Below are 23564 nucleotides of genomic sequence, written 5' to 3'. Positions count from 1 at the left end.
ATTGTCGCGTCAATCTCGATATTGAATCGAATGCGGCAAAACAAGCCTTCGACTCTATACAAACGAACGATGGAGTAGCAGCACATGAAAGTTACAAACTATCAAAGCGCGACAATCGACCCATTCGGCAAGGGTCTGGGCATGGTACCGGGCGTCAGCGTGCATCTGGTGGATGCCGCGCGCCTTGACTGGAATCTGCTGGACGAGGACGTGAGCCTGCCGGCCGCCGTGCTGTACGCGGACCGGATCGAGCACAACCTGAAGTGGATGCAGGCGTTCGTGGCCGAATACGGCGTAAAACTCGCGCCGCACGGCAAGACGACCATGGCGCCGCAATTGTTCCGACGCCAGTTGGATGCCGGCGCGTGGGGCATTACGCTGGCCACCGCGCATCAAGTGCGCGCGGCGTATCGCGGCGGCGTGCATCGCGTGTTGATGGCGAACCAATTGGTCGGCAAGCGCAACATGGGCATGATCGCGGAGTTGCTCACCGATCCGGATTTCGAGTTCCATTGCCTCGTCGATTCGGCGGACAACGTCGATCAGCTCGGCGCGTTTTTCAGCGATGTGAACAAGCACGTGAACGTGCTGCTGGAACTGGGCGTGGCGGGTGGCCGAACGGGTATTCGCGACGACGCGCAGCGCGACGCGGTGCTGGCCGCCATTGCACGCTGGCCCGACGCCGTGAAGCTCACCGGCGTCGAGATATATGAGGGCGTGCTACAGGACGAATCGAAGGTACGGGCGTTTCTGCAGCACGCGGTGGATGTGACGCGCGCGCTGGTCGCCGACGGCAAGATCGAGCGCAAGCCGGCCATTTTGTCGGGCGCGGGGTCTGCCTGGTACGACGTTGTCGCCGATGAATTCGCGAAAGCGAATAGCGATGCAATCGAAGTAATCCTGCGTCCGGGCTGTTATCTGACGCATGACGTGGGCGTGTACAAGAAAGCGCAGAACGAGATTTTCGCGCGCAACCCGATTGCCAAGAAAATGGGCGAAGGATTGAAACCCGCGCTGCAGTTGTGGGCCTATGTGCAATCGATTCCGGAGCCGGATCGCGTGATCATTGGCCTGGGAAAACGCGATGCCGCCTTCGACGCCGGCATGCCCGAGCCCGCTCGTCATTTCCGTCCCGGCACGCAATGGCCGCGCGACATCCAGACGGATGAAGGCTGGGAGATCTTCGGCATGATGGACCAGCACGCCTACCTGCGGATCAAGCCGGGCGACGACATCAAGGTCGGCGACATGATCGCGTTCGACATCTCGCACCCTTGCCTCACCTTCGACAAATGGCGCCAGATTCTGGTCGTCGATACAAAATATCGCGTGAAGGAAGTGATCGAAACGTCGTTCTAAGATTCAAGCGTCGTCGGGAACGGCGTTGCCCAGCTCGCCTGGGCCGCTCGCTTCGGCGGTTCCGGCGGCCACTTCCTGAATGCGCTGTTCAAGCGAGCGCAGCGCGCCGGAGAGCGCCGTGACGGCGTCGTCGGGCAGCGTCGACAGTGTCTCGTGAAGGAAGGCATTGCGGCGCGGCATGCCGGCTTCGGTCACGGCGCGGCCGGTATCGGTGAGAATCACGTTCGATACCCGGTTGTCACGCTGGTCAACACTGCGCGCAATCCAGCCCAGCGCCTCCAGCGTCTTCAACTGCCGCGTGAGCGCGCCCGGGTCCACGCGCAGCCTCTCAACCAATCGCTTCTGCGACAACTCGCCCGCATGATCGTGCAGCGCGAGCAGGATGCGCCAACGTGGCATGGGATGGCCGACCTGCGACTCGAACGCCTGCATGAACGTTCGATAAGTGCGCCCAAACTGCTGTATGAAGGCGATACGTTCCGTCTCGTCCATGCTGGTTGATTCCCGGCTGACTGCTTTCATGCTGATTGCTTCGGTGTTGCGCGTTTGTGCGCCGTTCTTCGCGTGCTTGCTTGCTGTTATCGAACTCATTCGGCCACTATCGCCGGTTCGATCTTCACGCCCTTCAAGCGCACGGGCGGCACGCGACGCGATTGCCATACAGCCACCACCGCTACCACCGCCGCCACCGCCAGACCAATGTGAATTGCCGCGACCAGCGACTCGCGTGCCGATTCAAGCAGCATCGCGCCGTTATGACCCGCGGCCGCGAGTTGCGAAAGCAACGTGGTTTGCGCGTCGTGGTTGATGAGAATCTGCGGATCGCTCAGGTCGCCGAGCCAGTGAGTGGCACTGTCCTTGTCGAGCGCGAGCTGCACGCCGCTCGCATACAGATGACCGATCAGCGTGCCCGTCAACGCCGTGCCAATCATCCCGCCGATCATGCGCAGCGACTGCAGCAGCGCCGTCGCAATGCCCAGATGTTCCCTACCCGCGGTCAATTGCGCGAACACGGTCAGGTTCGGCATGACAAAACCCAGCCCCATGCCGCCCAGCACCATGAACACCATCAATAGCGGACGCGGCATTGAGCGCGTGGCGATCACCACGCCAAGACACGCCACCGCGAGCAGCGCGAAACCGACGAACAGCATCGCGTTGGGATTCTTCACGCGTGTTACGATCCGGCCGTTCACGATACTGCCGATCGTAATGAACACCACCAACGGCGTGATCATCAGCCCGGCGTCTTTCGGCGACATGCCAAAACCGCCCTGGAACAGCAAAGGTGCGTAAAACAGCAGCGAAAACATCGTGAAACCGCCGAGGATCGCCAGCGTGAACAGCGCAGACAGGCTCTTGTTGCGGAACATATCGACGGGAAGAATGGCGTAATCGCAGCGCCGTTCCCACTTCCAGAGCGCATAGCTAGATGCAACGCTCGCGACCAGCAGCATCAGCGACTCTGCCGACAGGCCGTGCTTCGGCAACATTTCGACAAACAATTGCAGCGAACCCAGCGCAATCGCGATCAGGCCCGCGCCTTGCCAGTCCAGACGCATCTTGCCCTCATGCTTGACGTGCCGAAGATGCGGCAGGAAGCGCCAGACGAAGAACACCGACAGCAGGCCGACCGGCAGATTCACGTAGAACACGGAGCGCCAGCCGTAGTATTGGGTCAGAATCCCGCCAAGGGACGGCCCGACCGCATTCGCAATACCGAACGCCGAACTCATCATCACCTGCCACCGGAGACGCACGACGGAGTCAGGAAACAGATCGGCAATGCATGCAAAAGCGGTGCCGACCAGCATGCCGCCGCCAATGCCCTGAAGGCCGCGCGCGAGCACGAGGAAGAGCATGTTGTTGGCGAGACCGCACAGCGCGGACGCGACGGTGAACACGACAATGGACGCGATCACGAACGGTTTGCGGCCGTAGTAATCGCCGAGCCGGCCGAAAATAGGCACGGTAATGACCGATGTAAGCAAATACGAGGTGGCGACCCAGGCGTAAAGGTCAAAACCCTTGAGTTCGGCGACGATAGTGGGCAATGCAGTCCCGACCACGGTTTGATCGAGCGCGACCAGCATGGTCACGAAGCAGACGCCCAGCATCGCCATCAGCGATTCGCGAAACGGGAGCACTTGTCCCGCGGAGTGGTGCTCGGCAGTATGAACGGCCATTTTTTTGATACCGCAATGATTGACTTGTCAACAGAATATGAATTCTAGCACGGTGAAAGGCTCTAATCCAAGGCCAGACGCCTTCTCAATCTTTTTCTAAAATTGCCATGGAACCGACGCCAATCGCCGCTTCGCCCCTCTCGCAGGAAGATCTCGCGACCTTGCGCCGCGCCAAGGAAGCACTGGAAAGCCCGTCGCTTACGATGAAACTGGCGAGCGTGGTTGGCTCGCCCATCGAAAAGCTGATGGCGCGGATGCCGACCGTCGCGCAGGAAAAAATCGACGACGCAACCCAGGCCGCGCTTAAGAAATGTCTGCAACTCGCGCTGCGCACGCTCAGTAAAACTACGGTCAACGGCGTCGTGCTGCCACCCGAAAAACCCCACAACCTGATGCACAAGCTGGCCGTCGCAACCACGGGCGCGGCGGGCGGCGCGTTTGGGCTGTTCGCGTTGCCGGTGGAGTTGCCCGTCACGACCACGCTGATGTTCCGTTCAATCTGCGACATTGCGCGTAGCGAGGGCGAAGACGTGCATCTGATCGACACCCAGTTGCAATGCCTGATGGTGCTCGGCATGGGCGGCCCCAGTTCGAGCGACGATGCCGCCGATATCGGCTATTTCATTGTCCGTGGGACCTTGGCGCAATCGGTATCGAAGGCGACGAGCGAGCTGGCGGCGAAGGGTTTGAGCGGACACGGCTCGACCGCGTTGCTCAAGTTCTTGCAGACGGTGGCGTCGCGGTTTTCGGTGCAGGTCAGCGAACAGGTCGCCGCCAAGTCAATTCCGGCGATCGGCGCAGTGCTCGGCGCCATGGTCAACACGGTTTTCATCGATCACTTCCAGCAGATGGCGCACGGCCATTTCACCGTGCGCCGGCTGGAGCGGGAATATGGGCAACTGGCGGTTGAGCGCGCGTTTCAGACTATCGATATAACGAGCGGGAAGTGAACCGCTAGCTTGTTTGCGACGTTTCCACGGCCTGCGGAGCCGTGACCCGGCGCACGAACCCGGCCGCCTGCGCCAGCGCGCGGTTCGCCTCGGGCACGAACGGCGCGAAGATCTGGAAGACGTGCGGCATCTTCGGCCAGATCTCAATCTCCACGCTCACGCCCGCTGCACGCGCTTTCTCCGCCACGCGCGTGGAATCGTCGAGCAGCACTTCGGTATCGCCGACCTGGATGAAGAGCGGCGGCAGGCCGTCGAACCGGCCATAAAGTGGCGATACGTAGGGGTTGCGCACATCGGCATCGCCCGTATAAAGCTTGCCCGCCGGCGCAAATGCCCGGCCGTAGAACATGGGATCTCGGCCATCGTTGGTCGTCATTGACGCGCCGGTCGCCGCCAGATCCGTCCATGGCGCAAACAACGCGGCGCCTGCGGGAAGTGGATCACCGGCATCGCGTAAAGCCAGCAACGTCGCGAGCGCAAGACCGCCGCCGGCCGAATCGCCAGCAATCACTATGGACGCAGGCGACACGCCATCGGCCAACAGCTTTCGATAAGCAGCCAATGCGTCGTCCAGCGCGGCGGGAAACGGGTGCTCTGGGGCAAGCCGGTAATCGAGGGAAAAGGTTCGCGCGCCTGAGCGTCTCGCGAGGGGAAAGACGAGCCCGCGATGCGTCGTGGGCGAGCAAAAATAATAACCACCACCATGCAGGTACAGGATCGTGATGCCGGACGGCTGATCGGGCACCAGCCACTCGCCACGAAGCGGGGCATCGTCCAGGCCGTATCGCTCTTCAAGACGCCATCCCGATGGCACTTTCGGCAACCACGCGCGCTTGGACGTCAACGCCCGCGCTCGTGCAACATCGATACCCGGCTTAGCCGTTTCAGGGCGCATCCGGCGACGTAAAACCCAGCAGGCCAACGCACTTTGCCAACTCATGGCGGCTCCTCTTTTCGATGAACGTCAATAGTACGATCGTTCGCGAAGTCGCGTGTAGAGAAGGCGGCAGTGCGCGTCCTGCCAGCAAAACGCCTCGTCAGTTCGCCGGCATCACCTGGCCGCGAATCTCTCCCGTCGGGTTCTGCCCGGTATGGATATTGAAGTAGTACTGGCCAGCCAGCAGGTCGGTCGCTTGTTGCTCGGAAAGCGTGGCCTGTCCGGCGATAGGACTGGGCAGCGCATTCTTGTCGATAGGAACCTGCACCTTCGCGTTCTGTCCCACGGGCGCGGGGCCGTGGAAATGGGCCATGGTCGCGGGTCCCGACAAGTCGGCGTACGTCACGGTCCACTGCAGCGTCTTGGTGGTGGTGTCGAAGGTGGCTTTCAGCGCCCCATGCCCCTTGCTCACGCGCGGCGGCACTTCACTCGACGGTTGCAGGTTCGCTTGCAAAGCGACGGTATCGGCGAAAGCTGCGCTCGACGCCATTGACGCGACAGACGACATCAACACCATGCTCAAACCCAACACGCTGTTACGCAGACTGAATCTCGTGAACATGTTTGCTCTCTCCTGGGTGACTGACGAGTGGACGAGTCGTCTGCTCATCGACGCGCCATAGTAGAGCATTTGCGTGTCAAGCCGTTGCCGGTGAACCCGAGTAGTCAATACTAGGCTGGAAATGCGAAAAGGCGCCGTGAGGCGCCTTTTCGTTACTAGCTTTGTTACTACGTCAAACGTTCAGCACTTTAGAAGCGGTGACGGATACCCGTCGATACCACAACCTGGTTGCCGTGAACCGAGTTCGCGTTCGTGCCATACACTTGCGCTTCAGCACCTTGCTTGCCGAGTTGCACCACGCCTTCCGCGTAGATGTCCGTGCGCTTCGACAACGCGTAGTCCGTCTGCAAACCGAACTGATGGAACTTCACGTGGTCGTTGTTATCCGGACCCGCGGTGTAACCCTTCACATCGGTGTACGTGTACGCGGCGCCAAGTGCCAATGCCGGCGTCAATGCATAACGTGCATTCACTTCATAGTTGTTGAAGCGTGCAGTCGAATCGCCGCCTACGAACTGGAAGCGGCTTTGCGTCCATGCACCGCCAACCGTCACCGGACCAATCGCGTAGTTCGCGCCAACACCGTACGTACGTTGCGTCTGCACCGACGCGCCCGCAGCGCCGGCCTGGCTTGCCAAGGCGCCGGCGTCCGTCATCGCACCGCCGTTGTTGCTGGAACCCGGATTTTGCAGTTGCAGGTAAGCCGCTGCAATCTTGAACGGACCGTTCGCGTACTGTGCGCCCGCGCTGTAAGCACGGTTGTTGGCAAATCCACCAGCCTGATTCGAGAAGCCATACAGGCCGCCGAACGTGAGGCCCGAGTAGTTCGCGCTTTGGTACTTGACCGAATTGTTGACGCGGAACGAATTCTGCGTGTTGTCGTTGTCGAACGGATGCGAGAAGTACGTACCGCCCCAGCTGCCGTTTGCCGTCATCGGCGCGAGATAGTCAACTACTGAGTCATACTGACGACCCAACGTTACCGTACCCATCTGAGCCGACGAAATACCTGCGAATGCCTGACGACCGAATTCAGTTCCGCTGGTGCTGCCGTTCTGGCGTTGAAGCGCCTGTCCGTTGCCCATGCTGAAACCGCTTTCCAACGTGAAGATGGCCTTCATGCCGCCACCGAGGTCTTCCGTGCCCCTCAGGCCCCAACGGCTACCGTTGAGGTTGCCGCTCGACAGGCGGAATGCTGCAGCGCTGCCCTTGGCAGTGTTCGGAGCAACTTCATTGTTCACATAGCTGAAACCAGCATCGATAAGGCCGTACAGCGTAACGCTGCTCTGCGCATTGGCGGCGGTCGCAAAAGAAGCGGCAACGGCCGCGACGATCAGAGTCTTTTTCATGTGTGATCCCTTTAATGAGTCTAACGACTCGACTGGTTGCAAAACGCGGCGCCTTCCTGCGTAACACCAAGGCGACTCGTTTCCGGTCTTAACCGGACACCGTGATTCGGCTGAAACAAAGTTTAGGGCGCTGGCTTTTAACCAAACCATCAAGACGCACACAAAAGGCTTTTTGAATAAGTCGAAAAATGGACTTTCTTTTCGCTCAAACGCTTGTTCCATCAGGCTTTGCAGCTATCTCGAATTAACTTCTGGATACCTAATTACTTGCACGCGTTGCACAGTTGCGACAGTAGCAACCGCACGACACAAGCGCGCTTTCGTCGACTTTCGTCCTATTCCTATTTCACCGATAACCCCAGCGCATTAGCATCGCGCACGCGAGTGGGAGGCTTGAGAAAGAGTGCCCGCACTCGTGTCTTTTCGGCCCTGAGGCGTGGCATACACGGGGCGACTCTTTGTTCATCGGTAAGTCATGAATCATCTTCAAGCCATGCGCGTCTTCGTGAAGGTCGCTGAAACCGGGTCGTTCGGCCGGGCGGCGGCTGCGCTGGATTTATCGAATGCTGTCATCACGCGTTACGTCGCGTTGCTCGAGGCGCACCTCAATACGCGACTGCTCAACCGCACGACGCGAAGCGTGTCGCTCACTGAAGCCGGCGCGTCGTACGCCGAGGGCTGCCGGGCGGTCATAGAACAGGTCGAGGCAATTGAATCGACGGTGTCGCAAACATCGTTCGATCCGTCCGGTACGCTGAAGCTCGTGGCATCGGCATCGTTCTCGCTGTTCGGGCTCACGCCGCTGCTGTGTGAGTATCGCGATGCTTTTCCCAACGTGAAGTTGCGGCTCACGTTACTGCATCGGCCGGTGGATCTGGTGGATGAGGGTTTCGATGTCGGTATTGTCGTGCCGCGCATGGTGAACAGCGGCACGCTGATCAATCGGCCCTTGTTCAAGGTGACGCCGGTTATTGTGGCCGCACCACAGTACCTCGCGAAACACGGTGTTCCGCTGCGGCCCGCTGATCTTGCCGCTCACGCCTTCCTGTCACCGTCAGCCGACATACACGGGTCCACGTGGTCGTTCACGGGCGCGAACGGCGAGGACGAAGATATCGTCATCGATCCGGATTACACGGTCAACAATTCCCAAATGCTTCGACAAGCCGCGCTGTCCGGAATGGGCATCACAGCCCTGCCGGAAAGCCATGTCGCAGACGATCTTGAACAGGGCGCGCTCGTGCGTTTGCTCATTGACTACGTGGTGAATAACGCGGACAAGGAAGTGTCGCTGGTCTATCCGGGACGCCGTCACGTGTCCGCAAAAACACGCTCGTTTGTCGATTTCGCGCTCGCGCATTTCAGGAAAGATACGGCGGTGAGCGCATTGTTTTAACGGGCGTGAAAGCGCAGACATGACGAACAAAATGGGCCGATGCCAACATGTGTTGGAATCGGCCCATTTTGTTTGCAACGCCTGATTGAAACTTCAGCGTTGGATCGTCATGCGTTTATCCGAACGGCAAGCGCAATGGCATGAACAGACCCGCGCCCCGCTCCGCATACATCACGCCATCTCCGCGCATTGCGCTTCTATACGCTCAAGCAGAGCCTCGCAGCGAGCGATCAGCACGGCACCATCTTCGCGTCGAAGTGCTTCCGGCTTGTCGACAAGATCACGCCGGAACCTGTCGAGCGCAATCTGCAACGGCCGGTACTGCAACACGCTAGCCGCGCCAATTACCCGATGGTGCCACTCGCGCAACTGCGTGACGCTGCCGCCATCGAGAAGAGCTCTGAGCGTGTCGAGATCATCGCGGAACGACGACACGAATGCGTCGAGCAACGCCTTGACCGTGGTCTCGCTGCCCCAGAGTTGCGTCATGTAGTCCAGATCGACTTCATCGGTTTCTACGTCGACGGTCTCAACATCCTGTTCCGCGACAACCACCGGTTCCAGCGCCGCCGGTGTACTGTCCATTACACGCCACCGGTTCAAATGGTCGCGCAACGTGGCGAGTCGCGTGGGTTTGACAAAGCAGTCGTCCATGCCAGCCTCGCGGCACATGGACAACTCCTCGGGCGCGGTGCTCGCGGTAATGCCGAGGATTGGCAATCGCTTCGACAACCCGAGTTCACTGGCCCGCACGCGCCGCGCCAATTCATAACCGGTCATGTTCGGCATGTGGCAGTCGGTAATGAGAAAGCCGTAGTGCGTCTGCTTCAGTGCCGCGAGCGCTTCCACGCCGTCCGGCACCACGTCGCACGCAAAACCCAGCAGCGCCAGTTGATGGCGAATCAGTTCCTGATTGACAGGATGATCTTCCGCGACGAGCACAAGCCGCCCCATGCGGATTGCGCGCTCACGATCGGGCGGTTCGTTGTTCGTATCGATACCGCGCGTCGCACGCGAGACAAGCTGCGGCAACCCCGTCAACGCGGCCACGCATGCAGCGCCCAAACCGCGCCACGAGATTGGATTAACGCTTACGCGAATGTCGTTGTCGAGAATGCGATAACCCGTCGGCTTCGGTTTCTCCGTGACGTGAATTACGCGCGTTTTCAGCGGCAGTGCTTGCGGATGGGTGTCGCTGAGAAACACGAGATCGATGTCATCGAAGGTATGCGGATCGCGCAACGCGGCGTCGTCGCTGGACCGGATTGCCAGTTTGAGGCCGAGCGCCTGACCATAGTCAACAAGCGCACGCGCCACACGCTGATCGTCGATAGCGATAATTCCGCTCTTGCCCCGCAAGCCATCGATTTGATAGTTCGTCGTCTCGACCGGCATGTCGAGCCGCACGATCATGCGCGTGCCCACACCCACCTGACTTTGCAGCTCCAGCGTTCCGCCCATCAGTTCGACCAGCTTGTGACAGATCGTCAATCCGAGACCCGTGCCGCCGAAGCGGCGGGTAGTAGACGATTCCGCCTGCACGAACGGCTCGAACAGACTCGCCTGCGCGTCCGCCGCAATCCCGATTCCCGTGTCTTCCACACTCAGTTCGACGGTTTGCACGCCGTGCGCGCTGCCGACCAGATTCACCGTGAGCGCGACCTCGCCTTTCATCGTGAACTTGATGGCATTGCTTATCAGATTGAAAAGTACCTGCCGCAGTCGAACGCTGTCACCGCGCAAACTCGCGGCAATATCAGGCGATACGTCCACCCGCACTCGCAATCCTTTTTCGTGCGCACGTCCCGCGAGCAGACCGATGGCGTTATCGACCAGTTCACGCAGGTCGATCGGCATCGATTCAATGGTGAGACGCCCCGCCTCGATCTTCGAATAATCGAGCAGATCGTCGAGAATTTGCAGCAGTGCGCTCGCCGAATCCTGGATCATGCCGAGCATCTGCGATTGATCAGGATTGAGTGGCGTGTTCTCGAATACTTCCACCAAGCCGAGCACGCCGTTCATGGGCGTACGGATTTCATGGCTCATCATTGCGAGAAAATCATCCTTGGCGCGGGAGGCCGCTTCGGCAGCATCGCGCGCCGCGGCGAGTTCGTCGGCCCGCGCGCGCTCGACACTCGCGTCGACCCAATAGCCATTCCAGACCACCGCGCCATCCGCCTCGCGATGCGCCACGAGATCCGCACGAACCCAGCGACGGCCTTCGTCGACGATCGAGCGAAACTCCGTGTGAACCGGATCGAGCGTGAGCGCCGAACGTTCGATCGCCTCGCGCACACCGCGCTTGTCGTCGGCGTGAATCAGCGATAAACCCGCCACCTGGTCATTGCCGAGCGCCGCGAGATCGGTGCCGAATAAATGACGTGTATCGCCGCCGATATACGGGAAGCTGTACGACCCATCCCTCGCGCGCCGCAACTGAAACACAACAGCGGGCAGCGAGCGTGTCACGTCGTGCAGGCGGCGTTCGTTTTCGCGCGCGCGCATTTCAGCGTCGCGGATGTCGGTAATGTCGATCATCGTGCCAACGACACCGGCCATCGCCCCATTCGCGGCCGTAAACGCCCCGGTCCAGAAGAGCCCGTGACGCGGCGCGCCATCGAGATTGTGAAAGTTGATTTCGACCTCTTCGCGCCGCCCGCTCGCGATACTCATGCCCACGAGATCATGCAGGCGCTGGCTGTTATCGGGTCCCCACGATTGAACCTCGAGCGTCGTGCGTCCGATGATGTCCTCGCGCTTCAGCCCGAGCGTCTTTTCGAACGCGCGATTCACCGCTATATAACGATTCTCCCGATCCTTTGCGACGAGCGGATACGGCACCACTTCCATCATGGTCTGCTGGAAACTGAGTTGCGTCGCGAGGCGTTGCTCGGTTTCCACGCGCCTGGCCATTTCGCGCTGGAGGAGGACGAACGCACGCAACGTGACCGCCAGCACCACGCCAATAGCAATCAGCGCCGGCAGTAGCCGCATGGCGCTGACGCTCCAACCGCTTGCCGGCGGGTCGAGCGCTGCCTGGCGGACGGCGGGGATGCGCTGTTTGTCGGCGTCGGGCATGGCGCTCAACGCTCGGTCGATCAGTGGCACGAGCCGGCTGAATTCCGGACGCAGCGCGAAGCTCATATGCTCGAAGTTACCCGCCGGTCCGATGATCTTCAGTTCGTCCTCGTAACGCGCCGCGAGCGCGATATCGACAGCCACGAGATCGCCGACGAACAGATCCGCCTCGCCCCGGGCCACGCGGTCAAGTGCGGCATTCACGTTGGGCGCGATGATCAGCGCCGCGCCCGACGGCACATTGCCGAGCCGCCCGCTAGCCGCCAGACGCGCCGTCACGACAATCCGCCGCGATGACGCATGCTCGATTCCGTTTATCACCGGTTCATTGGGCCGCCCGACTATGACCAGCGGATAATCCGCCAGCGCTCCGGTCGAGATTGCGCCGGCAAGACGCGGCGTCTCGCGCTCGGTGGTTGCGAGCATGTCGATCTGCCCGCGAGCAAAGGCGTTCAATACATCGGCCCAGCCCGGATACACGCGCCGGTCGAAATCGATAGCCAGCGCCTTCGACAAATAGGTTGCGTAGGCCATTGCGATGCCTCTCGACTCGCCGCTGGAATCCACATAGGTGAACGGCGCCCAACTGGCATCGACGCCCAGCGTAAGGGGCGGCAGCGAGCGCAAATAGGCGCGTTCGTCGACGCTCAGGCTTAGCGTCCGCGACGGTTCGGCACCGGTGCTTCCGGGTGTGGGTTCCAAGCGGGGAGCTTGGGATTCGTCGCGGGTCAGCGTCGAATAGTCTTGCGTAGTTTGCTTCACGTGTTCAGCACGCAAAGGCTCGGCTGAAACGCTCGATGCTGCCCACACGAGCACGAACAGCGTCATCAGGCGAACCAGACGGAGGATGGAGGAAGAGGACATGATGTGCGCGCTCGTTAAGACAACTGCTTGTCGAGCACGCCGTCGATACGGCCAACCTGTGTCAGCCGCTCGCTCTTACTCGTTGCGCTGCGCTGAAGCATGGGATAGACAAGGCCTGCCAGCACGCCGCCCGCAAGGGGCGCCGCCCAAAACAGCCAGAGCTGGTCCAGCGCCCACCCGCCCGCCACGAGCGCGGCCCCAGTGGAACGAGCCGGGTTCAAAGACCCATTTGTCACCGGAATGGCGAGCAAGGAACACAACGTCAGCGACAGCCCGATCAGCACGGCGCCGTTGAAGCGCGCTTGCCTGCCGGACGCGACCGAAAGCGTCACGAGGACAAACGCGAAGGTCATCAGCGCTTCGACGATCAGCGCGGCGTGCAACTGATACCCGGCGGGCGAATGAGCGCCGTAGCCATTCGCGCCGAACGCGATGAGATCAGGCGAGACGCCCGTGCGTCCGCTCGCGACGATATATAAGAGCCACCCGCCGACGGTCGCGCCCGCAACCTGCGCGGTGATGGTCGGGACCAGGTCGCGCACGGGAAAACGGTTGGCAATGGCGAATCCGACGGTCACCGCAGGATTGAAATGAGCGGCGCAAAGGGGACGTAGGACGTAGACAAGCGTGGTTGCCGCAAGACCGAAGGCCATTGCCTGGCAGACGAGTCCCATGTCGGGGCGAAAGTAGCCACTCGCTAATGCGGTGCTGCCGCAGCCGAAGAAGACAAGCGAAAAGCTTCCCACGCACTCGCCTATCAGTTTCTTGAACATGCCGTCACCCCGTCTGAATACGCCCTCGGCCGACACACGCCCGACCGCACAGAAAAGATTGGCGGGGTCACGCGTGTTGGCGAAGTAAAGCGTTCAAGTCTGGAGCGAAAGGCGCATCGATTTAATCAGAGCATTCCTAAACATTTCTGAGAAACAATGAGGTCTGTTCGTTGTCAATGCAGTTCTGGTGGCGCACGTTGCAAAGAGAATGTCGACTTGGTTCGGCATTATGCGAGGCCAACTTGCCTCAAGTAGTCGATCAGTTCAGTCTCAGTTTTCAGCCCAAGCTTACGCATCGCGCTGCGCCTTTGCGTACCAATGGTTTTCACGCTGCGCTCCAGACGTTGCGCAATGCTGATCAGCGACAAGCCGCTCGCATACAACTGAAAAACCTCCCATTCGCGGGCGCTCAGTACGCCGGCGCGACCGGTGACATTGACGAGTTCGTTGCCGAGGAGCGCGCCCGCGCGCTTCGAGACGAAACGTCCGCCATCGATCACCTCGATAACCGCCTGGTTCAGCGCTTCCATGCAATCGCGCTTGTCGACCAGGCCGTCCACGCCCAACTCCAGCAACCCTGTCAGCATTTGCGGCTGCGCGATCATGGTCACAGTGATCACCTTCGGCCGCTGTACTTGCCTCAGGAAACATCGCAGATACGCTATGGCGTTGTTTTCGCCGTTGATGCCCCGCATGCCGATGTCGGATATCACCACCTCGCACGGAAAACGGTCTATCCGGTCTGCGAGCGATTCGGTATCTACAGCCGTAGCCACTACCTTTACTCGCGGGTCCCGTTCAAGCCAGATGCGGATCCCCTCCCGCACGACCGCATGATCGTCTGCCACGATAATCCGGATTTTCGAATCCATTTTCTTATACGCCTGGTACGTGATGGCCCACGTGTCTCCTGGACCTGATGTGTACAAGTCCTACTTGTATAACGACGGCTTGCAACGCCGCTGGCTAAACCCCCAGCCGTTGTGCCTGGACCAGACCACTGTCGAATGCAAACCGGTAAAGCTCGGCATCCGTCGATAAATCGAGCTTGCGCATGGCGGCGCATTTTTGCGCGCTGATTGTCTTGACGCTGCGTCCGAGTTCGCGCGCGATTTCGGTGACGTTGCCACCGCGCGCATAGCGGGCAATGACGTCGAGTTCACGGCGCGTGAGTTTCTGTCGAATGAGATCTACCTGGTTTGCCGAACTCGCGTCCGCGAGCAGTGCGCGCACGGACGGGCCAAGATAATCCTCGTGCGCGAGCACGGTCACGATCGCCACATAGATAAGTTCCAACCGGTCCTGCTTGCTGACCACCGCGTTGGCGCCGGCATCGAGCGCACGCGCGATCAGGTCCGCATCCGTTGTCATGGATAAAACGACAATTGCCGCTTTCGAATGATGTTCGACGATGTATTTGATCAAGTCGATACCATCGCCATGCTCCCCACCCGGCATGTAAAAATCCATGATGACGACGTCACATTCCTGCTTCTCGAGTGCTTTTACCAGCCCGGTTGAATCCTGCGCGCGGCACACAATTTCAATGTTCTGCACATTTGCAATCAGGCGCTCGATGGCAAGAACAACTAATGGATGATCGTCCGCTACCGCTAATTTGATTCGTTGAGTGAACGCAATCATTTACTAACCTCTTCTAACCTGAAATTCGCCCAGGTGATGCGTCCGCTCGCGGCGGGTTTCAATTTTCCGGTGCTTGCACGGCCCGCTGAAGGATCGTTGATCCGCGCCGTCATCAACATAAGATGCCTCCGAAAGCCTTTCGCAATCTGCAACATCACGTCATCCCGTGCGCGCGTGCAAACGCGAATAGTCCCGGATCGTTCTGGACGCCGAGCTTGCCCATGGCGTCACGCTTCTGACGGCTGATCGTGCGGACATCGCGTTTCATGAAACGCGCGATCTCGGTGATCGACAAACCGCTTGCGAACATCCGCACGACTTCGATCTCCCGCGGCGAAAGGCGCGGGCTCTCTCCTAGCGCGTCGGTTTCTGCTCCGGCCACGGCCAGCGCCGAGACGATCGACGTGCTCAGGTAACGACGTCCAACGCCCGCAAACTTGACTGCTGCCGCAAGCTCGTCCATGGATTCGACCTTGTTGAGCAAGCTCATTGCGCCAGCGGCCAGGATTGAGCGCAGGATGGCGACGTTGCTCATGCTGGTTAGCACGACGATGCTGATGGCCGGCCAGTCTCGCCGCAAGCGCTTGATCAGCCGCAGGCCGTCTTCCGCCTGCAAGCCTTGCTCTGGCATGGCGAAGTCGGTCACCAGCACGTCGCACGGGGTGTACGCCAGCAGCCGCAGCAACTCTGCTGCGCTCGCAGCCTCGGCCACGACTTCCAGATTTTCATCCGTGCTGAACGTTGCTCGAATACCGAGCAAAACGAATGGATGATCGTCGGCCAGAACGATTCGCAGTTTCAATGCGGCCTCTCAGTTTTTTTGTATGCACTTCGGGTTGAATCCGCACCGATTGGCAACGATCAATTTGCTAATGCGCGGTTGCACATAAGAACACGGCGATAAGCCGCTCTATATAGGAACACTCTCAATGTTCCTGTAGAGGGCGCGTCCATTCCAAGACTTGTCTTATTGCGGCGCGGGTCGGCGCGCTCATCTGCCGGGCTTTTTGCCTACTATGGGCGGCTTGTGGCCGACATGCTGCATCGCGGGGTTCAACGTGGGCCAGAGTAATTTTCAAATAGCCGACCCTCCTATACGAATTATCCTAATCCTTTCGGTTTAGGAATAATTCTCCAACTCGTTTCTCTATTCGCAACCGACGATCGCGCGAAAGGCAGCAATATGTACCGGTCACTCGGAGGGGTGGACGAAAATTGAGCTTTACTGAGATTCTTCGCGCAATGGCACGATCATCTGCCCGCTCGTCTTTTATCGTGGTCACGAATAGACCGGAAGCCGCTCTATCTGGAATCTACTTCGGCGCTAGGCGAGGTGAGCGCAAATATGTCCGGCGTTACACATCGGACATTTTTTCTCGGTGTTTATATTTTTCGGCCATCACGTGCTGGTCGCTGGCAAGTGGCGCGATTGCAACGCTTATTTCCCGACACCATCGGTCGAGCGTCACCGTCCCGCTCAAATGCGCTGAACGCCAGCGACTGATTGATCGTGACCTGGGCATACGCACAATGCAAAAAGCCCGCTCGAGGCGGGCTTTTCAATCAAACGCAGCGAAAACTGCGGGTACTCAGATCAGAACGGAATATCGTCGTCCATTTCGTCAAAGCCACCACCTGCCGGTGCGCTCGGACGGCTTGCGCCGCCTGCGTTACCGCCGCCCGCAGGACGTCCTGCCGCTGCCCCGCCGCGGCTAGCACCACCGCCGCCGCTACGCTCGGCAGGCGCACGGCTGTAGCCTTCATCACCGCCACCGCCGCCTGCACCGCTGCGTCCACCCAGCATCTGCATTTGTTCAGCGACAATCTCAGTCGCATACTTTTCCACGCCCGCTTGATCGGTGTACTTGCGCGTACGGATCCGGCCCTCGATATACACCGACGAGCCCTTCTTCAGATACTCGTTTACGATCTCGGCCAGCCGCCCGAAAAACGACACGCGATGCCATTCCGTCAGCTCCTTCATCTCGCCGGACGTTTTGTCCTTGAAGCGATCGGTGGTGGCAAGGCGGATGTTGGCCACGGCGTCGCCGCTTGGCAGATAGCGGGTTTCAGGATCGGCTCCCAGATTGCCGACGAGAATGACTTTATTGACGGATGCCATGATTTCTCCTGTTGATTCAATTCAATTCAATTTGACCTGATGCAGTGCGCTCGCAACGCAACACGCGGTGGCAGTCGGCCTGTTCAGCACGACCGGCAAAATCCGCACACGCCTCATGCGCCACGCTGCGGCAAAATTTCGCCAATACGGCAAAATACGCCCGACAAAAAACGACAACGGCTTAAGCCGTGCGCCGGACTTTTTGCGGCGGCGGTTTCATGTTCGCCGCCACGATCAGCCATGCAAAAACCAACCCCGAGCACGCGAAAAATACAGCGCTCTGCCCGTCTACTTTCAGCAGCCAGCCGCCGATCACCCCGCCAATGGCGAGGCCGATCGACTGCGTTGTGTTGTAGACGCCTGCCGCCGCCCCTTTTCTCGTGCCAGGCGCGAGTTTGGAGACAAGCGACGGCTGCGACGCTTCCAGCACATTGAAGCCCAGGAAATACACGAACAAAACTGCGGCCACTGACCACAGGGTATGCGGAGCGGCGCCGAGTAACAACTGGCCAATCAGGATAAGACCTATGGCGCTGACCATCACGGCCTTCATTTTTCCGCGTTTTTCCGCGGCAATAATGGCCGGGACCATCATGACGAACGCCAGGCCCATCACGGGCAAATAGACTTTCCAGTGGGCTGCGACCGGCAAACCGCCCGCTTCCAGAATGCGCGGCACAACGAGAAACAGCGCGGTTTGCGTCGCGTGCAACACGAGCACACCGAAGTTCAGGCGCAGCAATTCCACGTTGTGCAGTACTTCGGCAAACGGCGCTTTGACGTGCACGGGAGGCTTCGGCGCGTCCGGGACGACCCAGATCACAACGCCGACCGCGAGTATCGATAAAAATCCGATCAGCGTGAACAATCCGCTCATGCCGACCCACTCGAACACGATCGGCGCGCCGACAATGGCCACAGCGAACGAGACGCCAATGCTCGCACCCACCATGGCCATGGCTTTCGTGCGGTTTTCCTCAGAGGTCAGATCGGCGATAAACGCAATCACCGCCGACGATACCGCCCCCATGCCCTGGATCACGCGACCGACGATGATCCACGTCATGGAATGGCCGACTGCCGCCACAAAACTGCCGATGGCGAACACGATCAGCCCGAACGCGATCACTGGCTTGCGCCCGAGCTTGTCCGAGACCCAGCCATAAAAGATGTACAACAGCGACTGCGTGACCCCGTAAGCGCCAAGCGCGATGCCGACCAGCAGCACGTTGTCGCCGCCGGGGATGGTTTTCGCGTAAATGGAAAACACCGGCATGATCATGAAGAGACCGAGCATGCGCAGCGCAAAGATAGCGGCAAGCGACACGGTCGCACGCAACTCGGGCGCGCTCAAACGTGTGGACGTAACAGACGGATTGGACATCGGGACGAGGTAATGTGGAAACGCGTCTGGCCGTGCGCGCGGACGCGGAACTCAGGCACGGCCGCCTTGTGGTTGCCCGGAACGGCACTATATGAGACGGGTGGCTGGAGCGTCTGGACCTGCTTCAAACCTTCGCCGGCGCGGCACGCAAAACTTGCGCGGATATTGCCCGAGCGCCGCGTGAACAATCCGCCAACACCCTTCGCAACCCCGCCGCACGCTTGATCGACGCCGATGAGCGCGGGCAACGCGCCCTCGAAAAGTCGTTATAGTAGCAGGTTTAGCCCCCTTACTTTCCGCCCGGTTCATGGAAGAAATTCGTATTCGTGGGGCTCGCACCCACAATCTTAAGAACATCAATCTCGACTTGCCGCGTCACAAGCTGATCGTGATTACGGGCTTGTCGGGTTCGGGGAAATCGTCGCTCGCGTTCGACACGCTCTACGCCGAAGGCCAGCGCCGCTACGTCGAAAGTTTGTCGGCCTACGCGCGTCAATTCCTGCAGTTGATGGAGAAACCGGACGTCGACCTGATCGAAGGATTGTCGCCGGCAATTTCCATCGAGCAGAAGGCGACTTCGCATAATCCGCGCTCGACCGTCGGCACCGTCACCGAGATTCATGACTACTTGCGCTTGCTGTTTGCCCGCGTCGGTACGCCGCACTGCCCGGACCACCACATTCCGCTCGAAGCGCAAAGCGTGTCGCAAATGGTCGACGCCGCGCTCGCCATGCCCGAGGAAACGAAGCTGATGATCCTCGCGCCCGTGGTGGCGGATCGCAAGGGCGAGCATCTCGAGTTGTTCGAAGCCATGCAGGCGCAGGGTTTCATCCGGTTTCGCGTGCGTTCGGGCGGGGGCACGGCCAATGAAGGCGTGGCGAAGATCTACGAGATCGAGTCCCTGCCCAAGCTGAAGAAGAACGACAAACACACTATCGATGTTGTTATCGACCGGTTGAAAGTGCGGCCGGACATGAAGCAACGGCTCGCGGAATCCTTCGAAACAGCGCTGCGTCTCGCCGATGGCCGAGCGATCGCGCTCGAAATGGATTCGGAGAAAGAGCATCTGTACAGCTCGAAATTCGCCTGCCCGATCTGCTCGTATTCGCTGCAGGAACTCGAGCCGCGCCTGTTCTCCTTCAACAATCCCATGGGCGCGTGCCCTGAATGCGACGGCCTCGGCCAGATCACGTTTTTCGACCCGAAGCGGGTGGTCGCGCATCCGTCGCTTTCGCTCGCGGCGGGCGCGGTGAAAGGATGGGACCGGCGCAATCAGTTTTATTTCCAGATGCTGCAAAGCCTGGCGTCGTTTTTCGACTTCGATATAGACGGGGCCTTTGAGGATCTGCCCGAAGACGTCCGCAAGGTCCTGCTGTTCGGCTCAGGCAAAGAGGTCATTCCTTTCTCGTACATCAATGAGCGCGGCCGGACGACGGTCCGCGAGCACGCGTTCGAAGGGATCATCCCGAGTCTGGAGCGCCGTTACAAGGAAACGGATTCGGCGGCGGTCCGCGAAGAACTCGCGAAGTATCAGAACAACCAGGCCTGCCCGGCGTGCGAAGGCACGCGGCTGCGGACCGAGGCGCGCAACGTCAAGCTCGGCACGGGCGAGAACGCGCGCGCCATTTACGAAGTGAGCGGCTGGCCGCTGCGCGAGACGCTCGGCTATTTTCAGACGCTGCATCTGGATGGCTCGAAGGGCGAAATCGCCGATCGGGTCATCAAGGAAATCGTCGCGAGGCTCACGTTCCTGAACAACGTCGGGCTGGATTATTTGTCGCTGGAACGCAGCGCCGAAACGCTCTCCGGCGGCGAAGCGCAGCGTATCCGGCTGGCATCGCAGATTGGGTCCGGCTTGACGGGCGTGATGTACGTGCTCGACGAACCGTCCATCGGCTTGCATCAGCGTGACAACGACCGGCTCATCGCCACGCTCAAGCACTTGCGCGACATCGGCAATTCAGTGATCGTGGTCGAACACGATGAAGACATGATCCGTATGGCCGACTACGTGGTCGACATGGGGCCGGGAGCGGGCGTGCATGGCGGCGAGATTGTCTCGCAAGGGTCGGCGAAGCACGTCGAGAACGACCCGAATTCGATGACAGGACAGTACTTATCGGGCAAACGCAGCATCAGCTATTCGACCGACCGCACGGCGCCGGACGAACGGCGGCTGCGGATCATCGAGGCCTACGGCAATAATCTGAAGCACGTGTCGCTTGATCTGCCGGTCGGATTGCTGACTTGCGTGACGGGCGTGTCCGGCTCGGGCAAGTCCACGCTCATCAACGACACCCTGTACCACGCGGTTTCCCAGCATCTCTACGGTTCGTCCGCCGAACCCGCGCCTTACGAGTCGATTGAAGGGCTGGAGCACTTCGACAAGGTGATCAACGTCGATCAATCGCCGATCGGCCGTACGCCGCGCTCGAATCCCGCGACTTACACCGGTCTTTTCACGCCGATCCGCGAGTTGTTCGCGGGCGTGCCGGCATCGAAGGAACGGGGCTACGATCCCGGCCGTTTCTCGTTCAACGTGAAGGGCGGACGCTGCGAAGCGTGCCAGGGCGACGGCGTGCTCAAAGTCGAAATGCACTTTTTGCCCGACGTCTACGTGCCGTGCGACGTCTGCCACGGTAAGCGCTACAACCGCGAAACGCTCGATGTCCAGTACAAGGGCAAGAATATCCACGAGGTGCTCGACCTCACGGTGGAAGCCGCGTACGAGTTCTTCAAGCCCGTGCCAATTGTCGCGCGCAAGCTGAAAACCTTGCTCGACGTGGGTCTCGGGTATATCCGGCTCGGTCAGTCGGCGACTACGCTGTCCGGCGGCGAAGCGCAGCGCGTCAAGCTTTCTTTGGAACTGAGCAAGCGCGATACAGGTCGGACGCTATACATTCTCGATGAACCGACCACCGGCCTGCACTTTCACGACATCGCCCTGTTGCTCGAAGTGATTCACCGGCTACGAGATCAAGGTAATACTGTCGTAATCATCGAGCATAATCTGGATGTAATAAAAACCGCGGATTGGGTCATCGACCTCGGTCCGGAAGGCGGCGCCGGCGGCGGCCAGATCATTGCGCAGGGGACGCCGGAGCACGTCGCACAGACGAAGGCCAGTTTTACGGGCCGATATCTTGCGCCTTTGCTGCAAAGGCCGAGATCGGCGGCATGACAGATTAGCCCGCACCGCAACAAGGAGCCGCGCGCCGTCCGGGCCGCGGCAGTTGATAACCCGTTAGCGGCAGGAGACAGAAGGATTCATGGCAAAGCGCAACGAAGCGGCCGAAACCAGGCCCGCTGTCCGGCCCGTCCGGCTGACGAGCGACATGAGCATGCCGAAGTTGTCGGCGGTCGAGATTGGCAGCTATATCGCCGCGTTCGCGGGTATGTTCCTCGTGCTGCATTTGCAGTTGCTCGGCGCGCTGCTGGCGGGGATGCTCGTGTTTCAACTCGTGCACGCCATCGCGCCCCTGATTGAAAAGACCATGACGAGCGGGCGAGCGCGGTGGGTTGCGGTCGTGATTGTGGCGGTGGTGATCGTGGGCGGGCTGGCGGGCGGGACGATCTTGCTCATCGATCATTTTCAGCGTGATGTTCCGAGCGTCCAGAAGCTGCTCGATCAGTTGATGAAGCTCACGTCGCATGCTCGCCTGCAGGTGCCCGACTGGATCGCGAACTACCTTCCTGTCGATGCCGAGCAGATGAAGGACAAGGCGACCGAGCTGATGCAAACGCACGCCGCCATGTTGCAGCAAGGCGGGAAAGACGCGGCGCGCGGTTTCGGGCATGTGCTGATCGGCATGATCGTGGGCGCGATTATCGCGGTGGGTGTGCCGCGGACGACGCATCGTTTGCCTCTTTCTACTGCGCTTGTGACGCGCGTGACGCGGTTCTCAGAAGCATTTCGGCGGATCGTTTTCGCGCAGGTCAAGATTTCCGCGATCAACGCGACGTTCACGGCGTTGTATTTGCTGGTTGCGCTGCCGGTGTTTCACGAGCGGCTGCCGCTATCGAAAACGCTGGTGATGGTGACGTTTATCGTCGGGTTGTTGCCGGTGATTGGCAACTTGGTCTCGAACGCGATTATTGTGGGGATTTCATTGTCGGTGTCGTTCGGGACTGCTGTGGCTTCGCTGGTCTTCCTGATCGTCATTCATAAACTCGAATACTTCTTGAATGCGCGGATCATTGGCGGCCAGATCGAGGCGCGCGCCTGGGAATTGCTGCTGGCCATGCTCGCGATGGAAGCTGCTTTTGGACTGCCAGGAGTGATCGCTGCGCCGATTTTTTATGCGTATCTCAAGCGCGAGCTGGTTTATTTGAGGCTGGTCTGAGGGGGGTGCTCGCGCCGGTGGACGGGGTTCTGGTTTCGGGGCGGGCGGTCGGGGTTGATGCCGGGTTGCTGCTTTCATTGTTAGCGGTCTGCGAGAGTCGGATTTTCTCTTTAGCACTGTTAGCCACTGTGCGTGGCGGCACGTCATTTCTTTGTCCAAAGCGACAAAGAAACGAAGCAAAGAAAACGCTTTAACCGCACTACCCTAAGTGTCCACAGCGTGCAGTTTCTATTCATGGGTGCCCCAAAAGCACGGTGCTCGCCAGAGCGGAGGATGTGTGAAACCCTCCTTCTCCGAACACGGGTTCTGACTCGCTTCGCCACCAGTGACTGAACCTGCCCAAGGTTCACCCCGCGCTATCCGCGGGAAACCAGCAGCCAAATCATTACGCACGACGAACCACGTCGCCAACCCACTAAGCAATCAAGCCGTAAAAATACGTGAGGCCATAACCCAAGAAAATAGGGGTGACAATCACGCTGACCAAGCAGCTAACCCACCAAGAAACGAAGCCGCCTATACGCGTGAGGGTGGGCAGGATCCTTGGCAAGGGTGCTTGCCCGAGACCACCAGTGGCGAAGCGTGTCTATGTCAGGATTCGCGAGAAGGAGGGT

At 59.8% G+C, this 23564-nt stretch carries 17 protein-coding genes; 5 read left to right on the top strand and 12 right to left on the bottom strand.

Annotation, left to right across the window (positions count from 1 at the left end; all coding sequences use genetic code 11):
- Nucleotides 1-84 precede the first annotated feature (84 nt).
- A complete protein-coding gene (locus tag GSQ93_RS19095; protein WP_158937210.1) occupies nucleotides 85-1359 on the top strand; it encodes an amino acid deaminase in 1275 nt (424 codons plus the stop codon).
- A 3-nt stretch (nucleotides 1360-1362) separates the two neighbouring features.
- On the opposite strand, the gene GSQ93_RS19090 is transcribed toward GSQ93_RS19095, so the two are convergent.
- Nucleotides 1363-1851 (bottom strand): MarR family winged helix-turn-helix transcriptional regulator, encoded by a 489-nt coding sequence (locus tag GSQ93_RS19090; RefSeq protein ID WP_158937291.1) that lies wholly within the window; start codon nucleotides 1849-1851, stop codon nucleotides 1363-1365.
- A gap of 95 nt (nucleotides 1852-1946) precedes the next feature.
- Nucleotides 1947-3545, bottom strand: a complete 1599-nt coding sequence (locus GSQ93_RS19085; protein WP_158937209.1) for an MDR family MFS transporter — start codon at nucleotides 3543-3545, stop codon at nucleotides 1947-1949.
- Between the two features lie 107 nt (nucleotides 3546-3652).
- Here GSQ93_RS19085 and GSQ93_RS19080 point away from each other — a divergent pair, with 107 nt between their 5' ends.
- Nucleotides 3653-4495 carry an EcsC family protein gene (locus tag GSQ93_RS19080; RefSeq protein WP_158937208.1) on the top strand — a complete coding sequence of 281 codons (843 nt, stop codon included), beginning with the start codon at nucleotides 3653-3655 and terminating at the stop codon, nucleotides 4493-4495.
- Nucleotides 4496-4499: 4 nt separating this feature from the next.
- Here the strand turns inward: GSQ93_RS19080 and GSQ93_RS19075 are convergent, their stop codons facing one another.
- The 3 genes from GSQ93_RS19075 to GSQ93_RS19065 all read right to left on the bottom strand — a co-directional run bounded on the left by GSQ93_RS19075 (nucleotide 4500) and on the right by GSQ93_RS19065 (nucleotide 7343).
- Nucleotides 4500-5435, bottom strand: a complete 936-nt coding sequence (locus GSQ93_RS19075) for an alpha/beta hydrolase (protein WP_158937207.1) — start codon at nucleotides 5433-5435, stop codon at nucleotides 4500-4502.
- Nucleotides 5436-5532: 97 nt separating this feature from the next.
- A complete protein-coding gene (locus GSQ93_RS19070) occupies nucleotides 5533-5994 on the bottom strand; it encodes a CHRD domain-containing protein (protein ID WP_158937206.1) in 462 nt (153 codons plus the stop codon).
- Between the two features lie 188 nt (nucleotides 5995-6182).
- A complete protein-coding gene (locus GSQ93_RS19065; RefSeq protein ID WP_158937205.1) occupies nucleotides 6183-7343 on the bottom strand; it encodes a porin in 1161 nt (386 codons plus the stop codon).
- 475 nt (nucleotides 7344-7818) lie between these two features.
- Between GSQ93_RS19065 and GSQ93_RS19060 the strand changes: the two genes are divergently transcribed.
- Nucleotides 7819-8739 carry a LysR family transcriptional regulator gene (locus GSQ93_RS19060; protein ID WP_158937204.1) on the top strand — a complete coding sequence of 307 codons (921 nt, stop codon included), beginning with the start codon at nucleotides 7819-7821 and terminating at the stop codon, nucleotides 8737-8739.
- Nucleotides 8740-8910: 171 nt separating this feature from the next.
- On the opposite strand, the gene GSQ93_RS19055 is transcribed toward GSQ93_RS19060, so the two are convergent.
- The 7 genes from GSQ93_RS19055 to GSQ93_RS19025 form a co-directional block, all read right to left on the bottom strand.
- A complete protein-coding gene (locus GSQ93_RS19055; protein WP_254073934.1) occupies nucleotides 8911-12684 on the bottom strand; it encodes an ATP-binding protein in 3774 nt (1257 codons plus the stop codon).
- Between the two features lie 14 nt (nucleotides 12685-12698).
- Nucleotides 12699-13457 (bottom strand): aquaporin, encoded by a 759-nt coding sequence (locus GSQ93_RS19050; protein ID WP_158937203.1) that lies wholly within the window; start codon nucleotides 13455-13457, stop codon nucleotides 12699-12701.
- A 227-nt stretch (nucleotides 13458-13684) separates the two neighbouring features.
- Nucleotides 13685-14329, bottom strand: coding sequence for a response regulator transcription factor (locus GSQ93_RS19045; RefSeq protein ID WP_158937202.1), 645 nt, complete (start codon nucleotides 14327-14329; stop codon nucleotides 13685-13687).
- A 94-nt stretch (nucleotides 14330-14423) separates the two neighbouring features.
- The gene (locus tag GSQ93_RS19040; protein WP_158937201.1) at nucleotides 14424-15101 is read right to left on the bottom strand and encodes a response regulator transcription factor; all 678 of its coding nucleotides are present in this window, start codon (nucleotides 15099-15101) and stop codon (nucleotides 14424-14426) included.
- Between the two features lie 154 nt (nucleotides 15102-15255).
- On the bottom strand, nucleotides 15256-15903 hold the full coding sequence (locus GSQ93_RS19035; protein ID WP_158937200.1) for a response regulator transcription factor: 648 nt from the start codon (nucleotides 15901-15903) through the stop codon (nucleotides 15256-15258).
- A 792-nt stretch (nucleotides 15904-16695) separates the two neighbouring features.
- Nucleotides 16696-17223, bottom strand: coding sequence for a single-stranded DNA-binding protein (locus tag GSQ93_RS19030; RefSeq protein ID WP_158937199.1), 528 nt, complete (start codon nucleotides 17221-17223; stop codon nucleotides 16696-16698).
- Nucleotides 17224-17404: 181 nt separating this feature from the next.
- Nucleotides 17405-18607: an MFS transporter gene (locus GSQ93_RS19025; protein WP_158937198.1), complete on the bottom strand. Its 1203-nt coding sequence runs from the start codon at nucleotides 18605-18607 to the stop codon at nucleotides 17405-17407.
- A 307-nt stretch (nucleotides 18608-18914) separates the two neighbouring features.
- Between GSQ93_RS19025 and uvrA the strand changes: the two genes are divergently transcribed.
- Together uvrA and GSQ93_RS19015 are read left to right on the top strand one after the other, a co-directional pair.
- Nucleotides 18915-21788, top strand: a complete 2874-nt coding sequence (gene uvrA, locus GSQ93_RS19020) for an excinuclease ABC subunit UvrA (protein WP_158937197.1) — start codon at nucleotides 18915-18917, stop codon at nucleotides 21786-21788.
- A gap of 88 nt (nucleotides 21789-21876) precedes the next feature.
- Entirely contained in the window at nucleotides 21877-22950 is a 1074-nt protein-coding gene (locus GSQ93_RS19015) for an AI-2E family transporter (RefSeq protein WP_158937196.1), read from the top strand.
- Nucleotides 22951-23564: the final 614 nt, after the last annotated feature.

Origin of the sequence: Burkholderia sp. S171 (assembly GCF_009766085.1) — a bacterium.
GTDB lineage: Bacteria > Pseudomonadota > Gammaproteobacteria > Burkholderiales > Burkholderiaceae > Caballeronia.
The sequence above is the reverse complement of the archived record's forward strand: the minus strand, read 5'-3'. Positions and strand labels throughout refer to the sequence as shown.

Excerpts from the sequence above, each read along its gene's own strand:
- GSQ93_RS19025 (WP_158937198.1), bottom strand. The coding sequence starts at position 18,607 with ATGTCCAATCCGTCTGTTACGTCCACACGTTTGAGCGCGCCCGAGTTG.
- GSQ93_RS19075 (WP_158937207.1), bottom strand. The coding sequence starts at position 5,435 with ATGAGTTGGCAAAGTGCGTTGGCCTGCTGGGTTTTACGTCGCCGGATG.
- GSQ93_RS19030 (WP_158937199.1), bottom strand. The coding sequence starts at position 17,223 with ATGGCATCCGTCAATAAAGTCATTCTCGTCGGCAATCTGGGAGCCGAT.
- GSQ93_RS19050 (WP_158937203.1), bottom strand. The coding sequence starts at position 13,457 with ATGTTCAAGAAACTGATAGGCGAGTGCGTGGGAAGCTTTTCGCTTGTC.
- GSQ93_RS19065 (WP_158937205.1), bottom strand. The coding sequence starts at position 7,343 with ATGAAAAAGACTCTGATCGTCGCGGCCGTTGCCGCTTCTTTTGCGACC.
- GSQ93_RS19040 (WP_158937201.1), bottom strand. The coding sequence starts at position 15,101 with ATGATTGCGTTCACTCAACGAATCAAATTAGCGGTAGCGGACGATCAT.
- GSQ93_RS19055 (WP_254073934.1), bottom strand. The coding sequence starts at position 12,684 with ATGTCCTCTTCCTCCATCCTCCGTCTGGTTCGCCTGATGACGCTGTTC.
- GSQ93_RS19085 (WP_158937209.1), bottom strand. The coding sequence starts at position 3,545 with ATGGCCGTTCATACTGCCGAGCACCACTCCGCGGGACAAGTGCTCCCG.
- GSQ93_RS19070 (WP_158937206.1), bottom strand. The coding sequence starts at position 5,994 with ATGTTCACGAGATTCAGTCTGCGTAACAGCGTGTTGGGTTTGAGCATG.
- GSQ93_RS19090 (WP_158937291.1), bottom strand. The coding sequence starts at position 1,851 with ATGGACGAGACGGAACGTATCGCCTTCATACAGCAGTTTGGGCGCACT.
- uvrA (WP_158937197.1), top strand. The coding sequence starts at position 18,915 with ATGGAAGAAATTCGTATTCGTGGGGCTCGCACCCACAATCTTAAGAAC.
- GSQ93_RS19015 (WP_158937196.1), top strand. The coding sequence starts at position 21,877 with ATGGCAAAGCGCAACGAAGCGGCCGAAACCAGGCCCGCTGTCCGGCCC.
- GSQ93_RS19060 (WP_158937204.1), top strand. The coding sequence starts at position 7,819 with ATGAATCATCTTCAAGCCATGCGCGTCTTCGTGAAGGTCGCTGAAACC.
- GSQ93_RS19095 (WP_158937210.1), top strand. The coding sequence starts at position 85 with ATGAAAGTTACAAACTATCAAAGCGCGACAATCGACCCATTCGGCAAG.
- GSQ93_RS19045 (WP_158937202.1), bottom strand. The coding sequence starts at position 14,329 with ATGGATTCGAAAATCCGGATTATCGTGGCAGACGATCATGCGGTCGTG.
- GSQ93_RS19080 (WP_158937208.1), top strand. The coding sequence starts at position 3,653 with ATGGAACCGACGCCAATCGCCGCTTCGCCCCTCTCGCAGGAAGATCTC.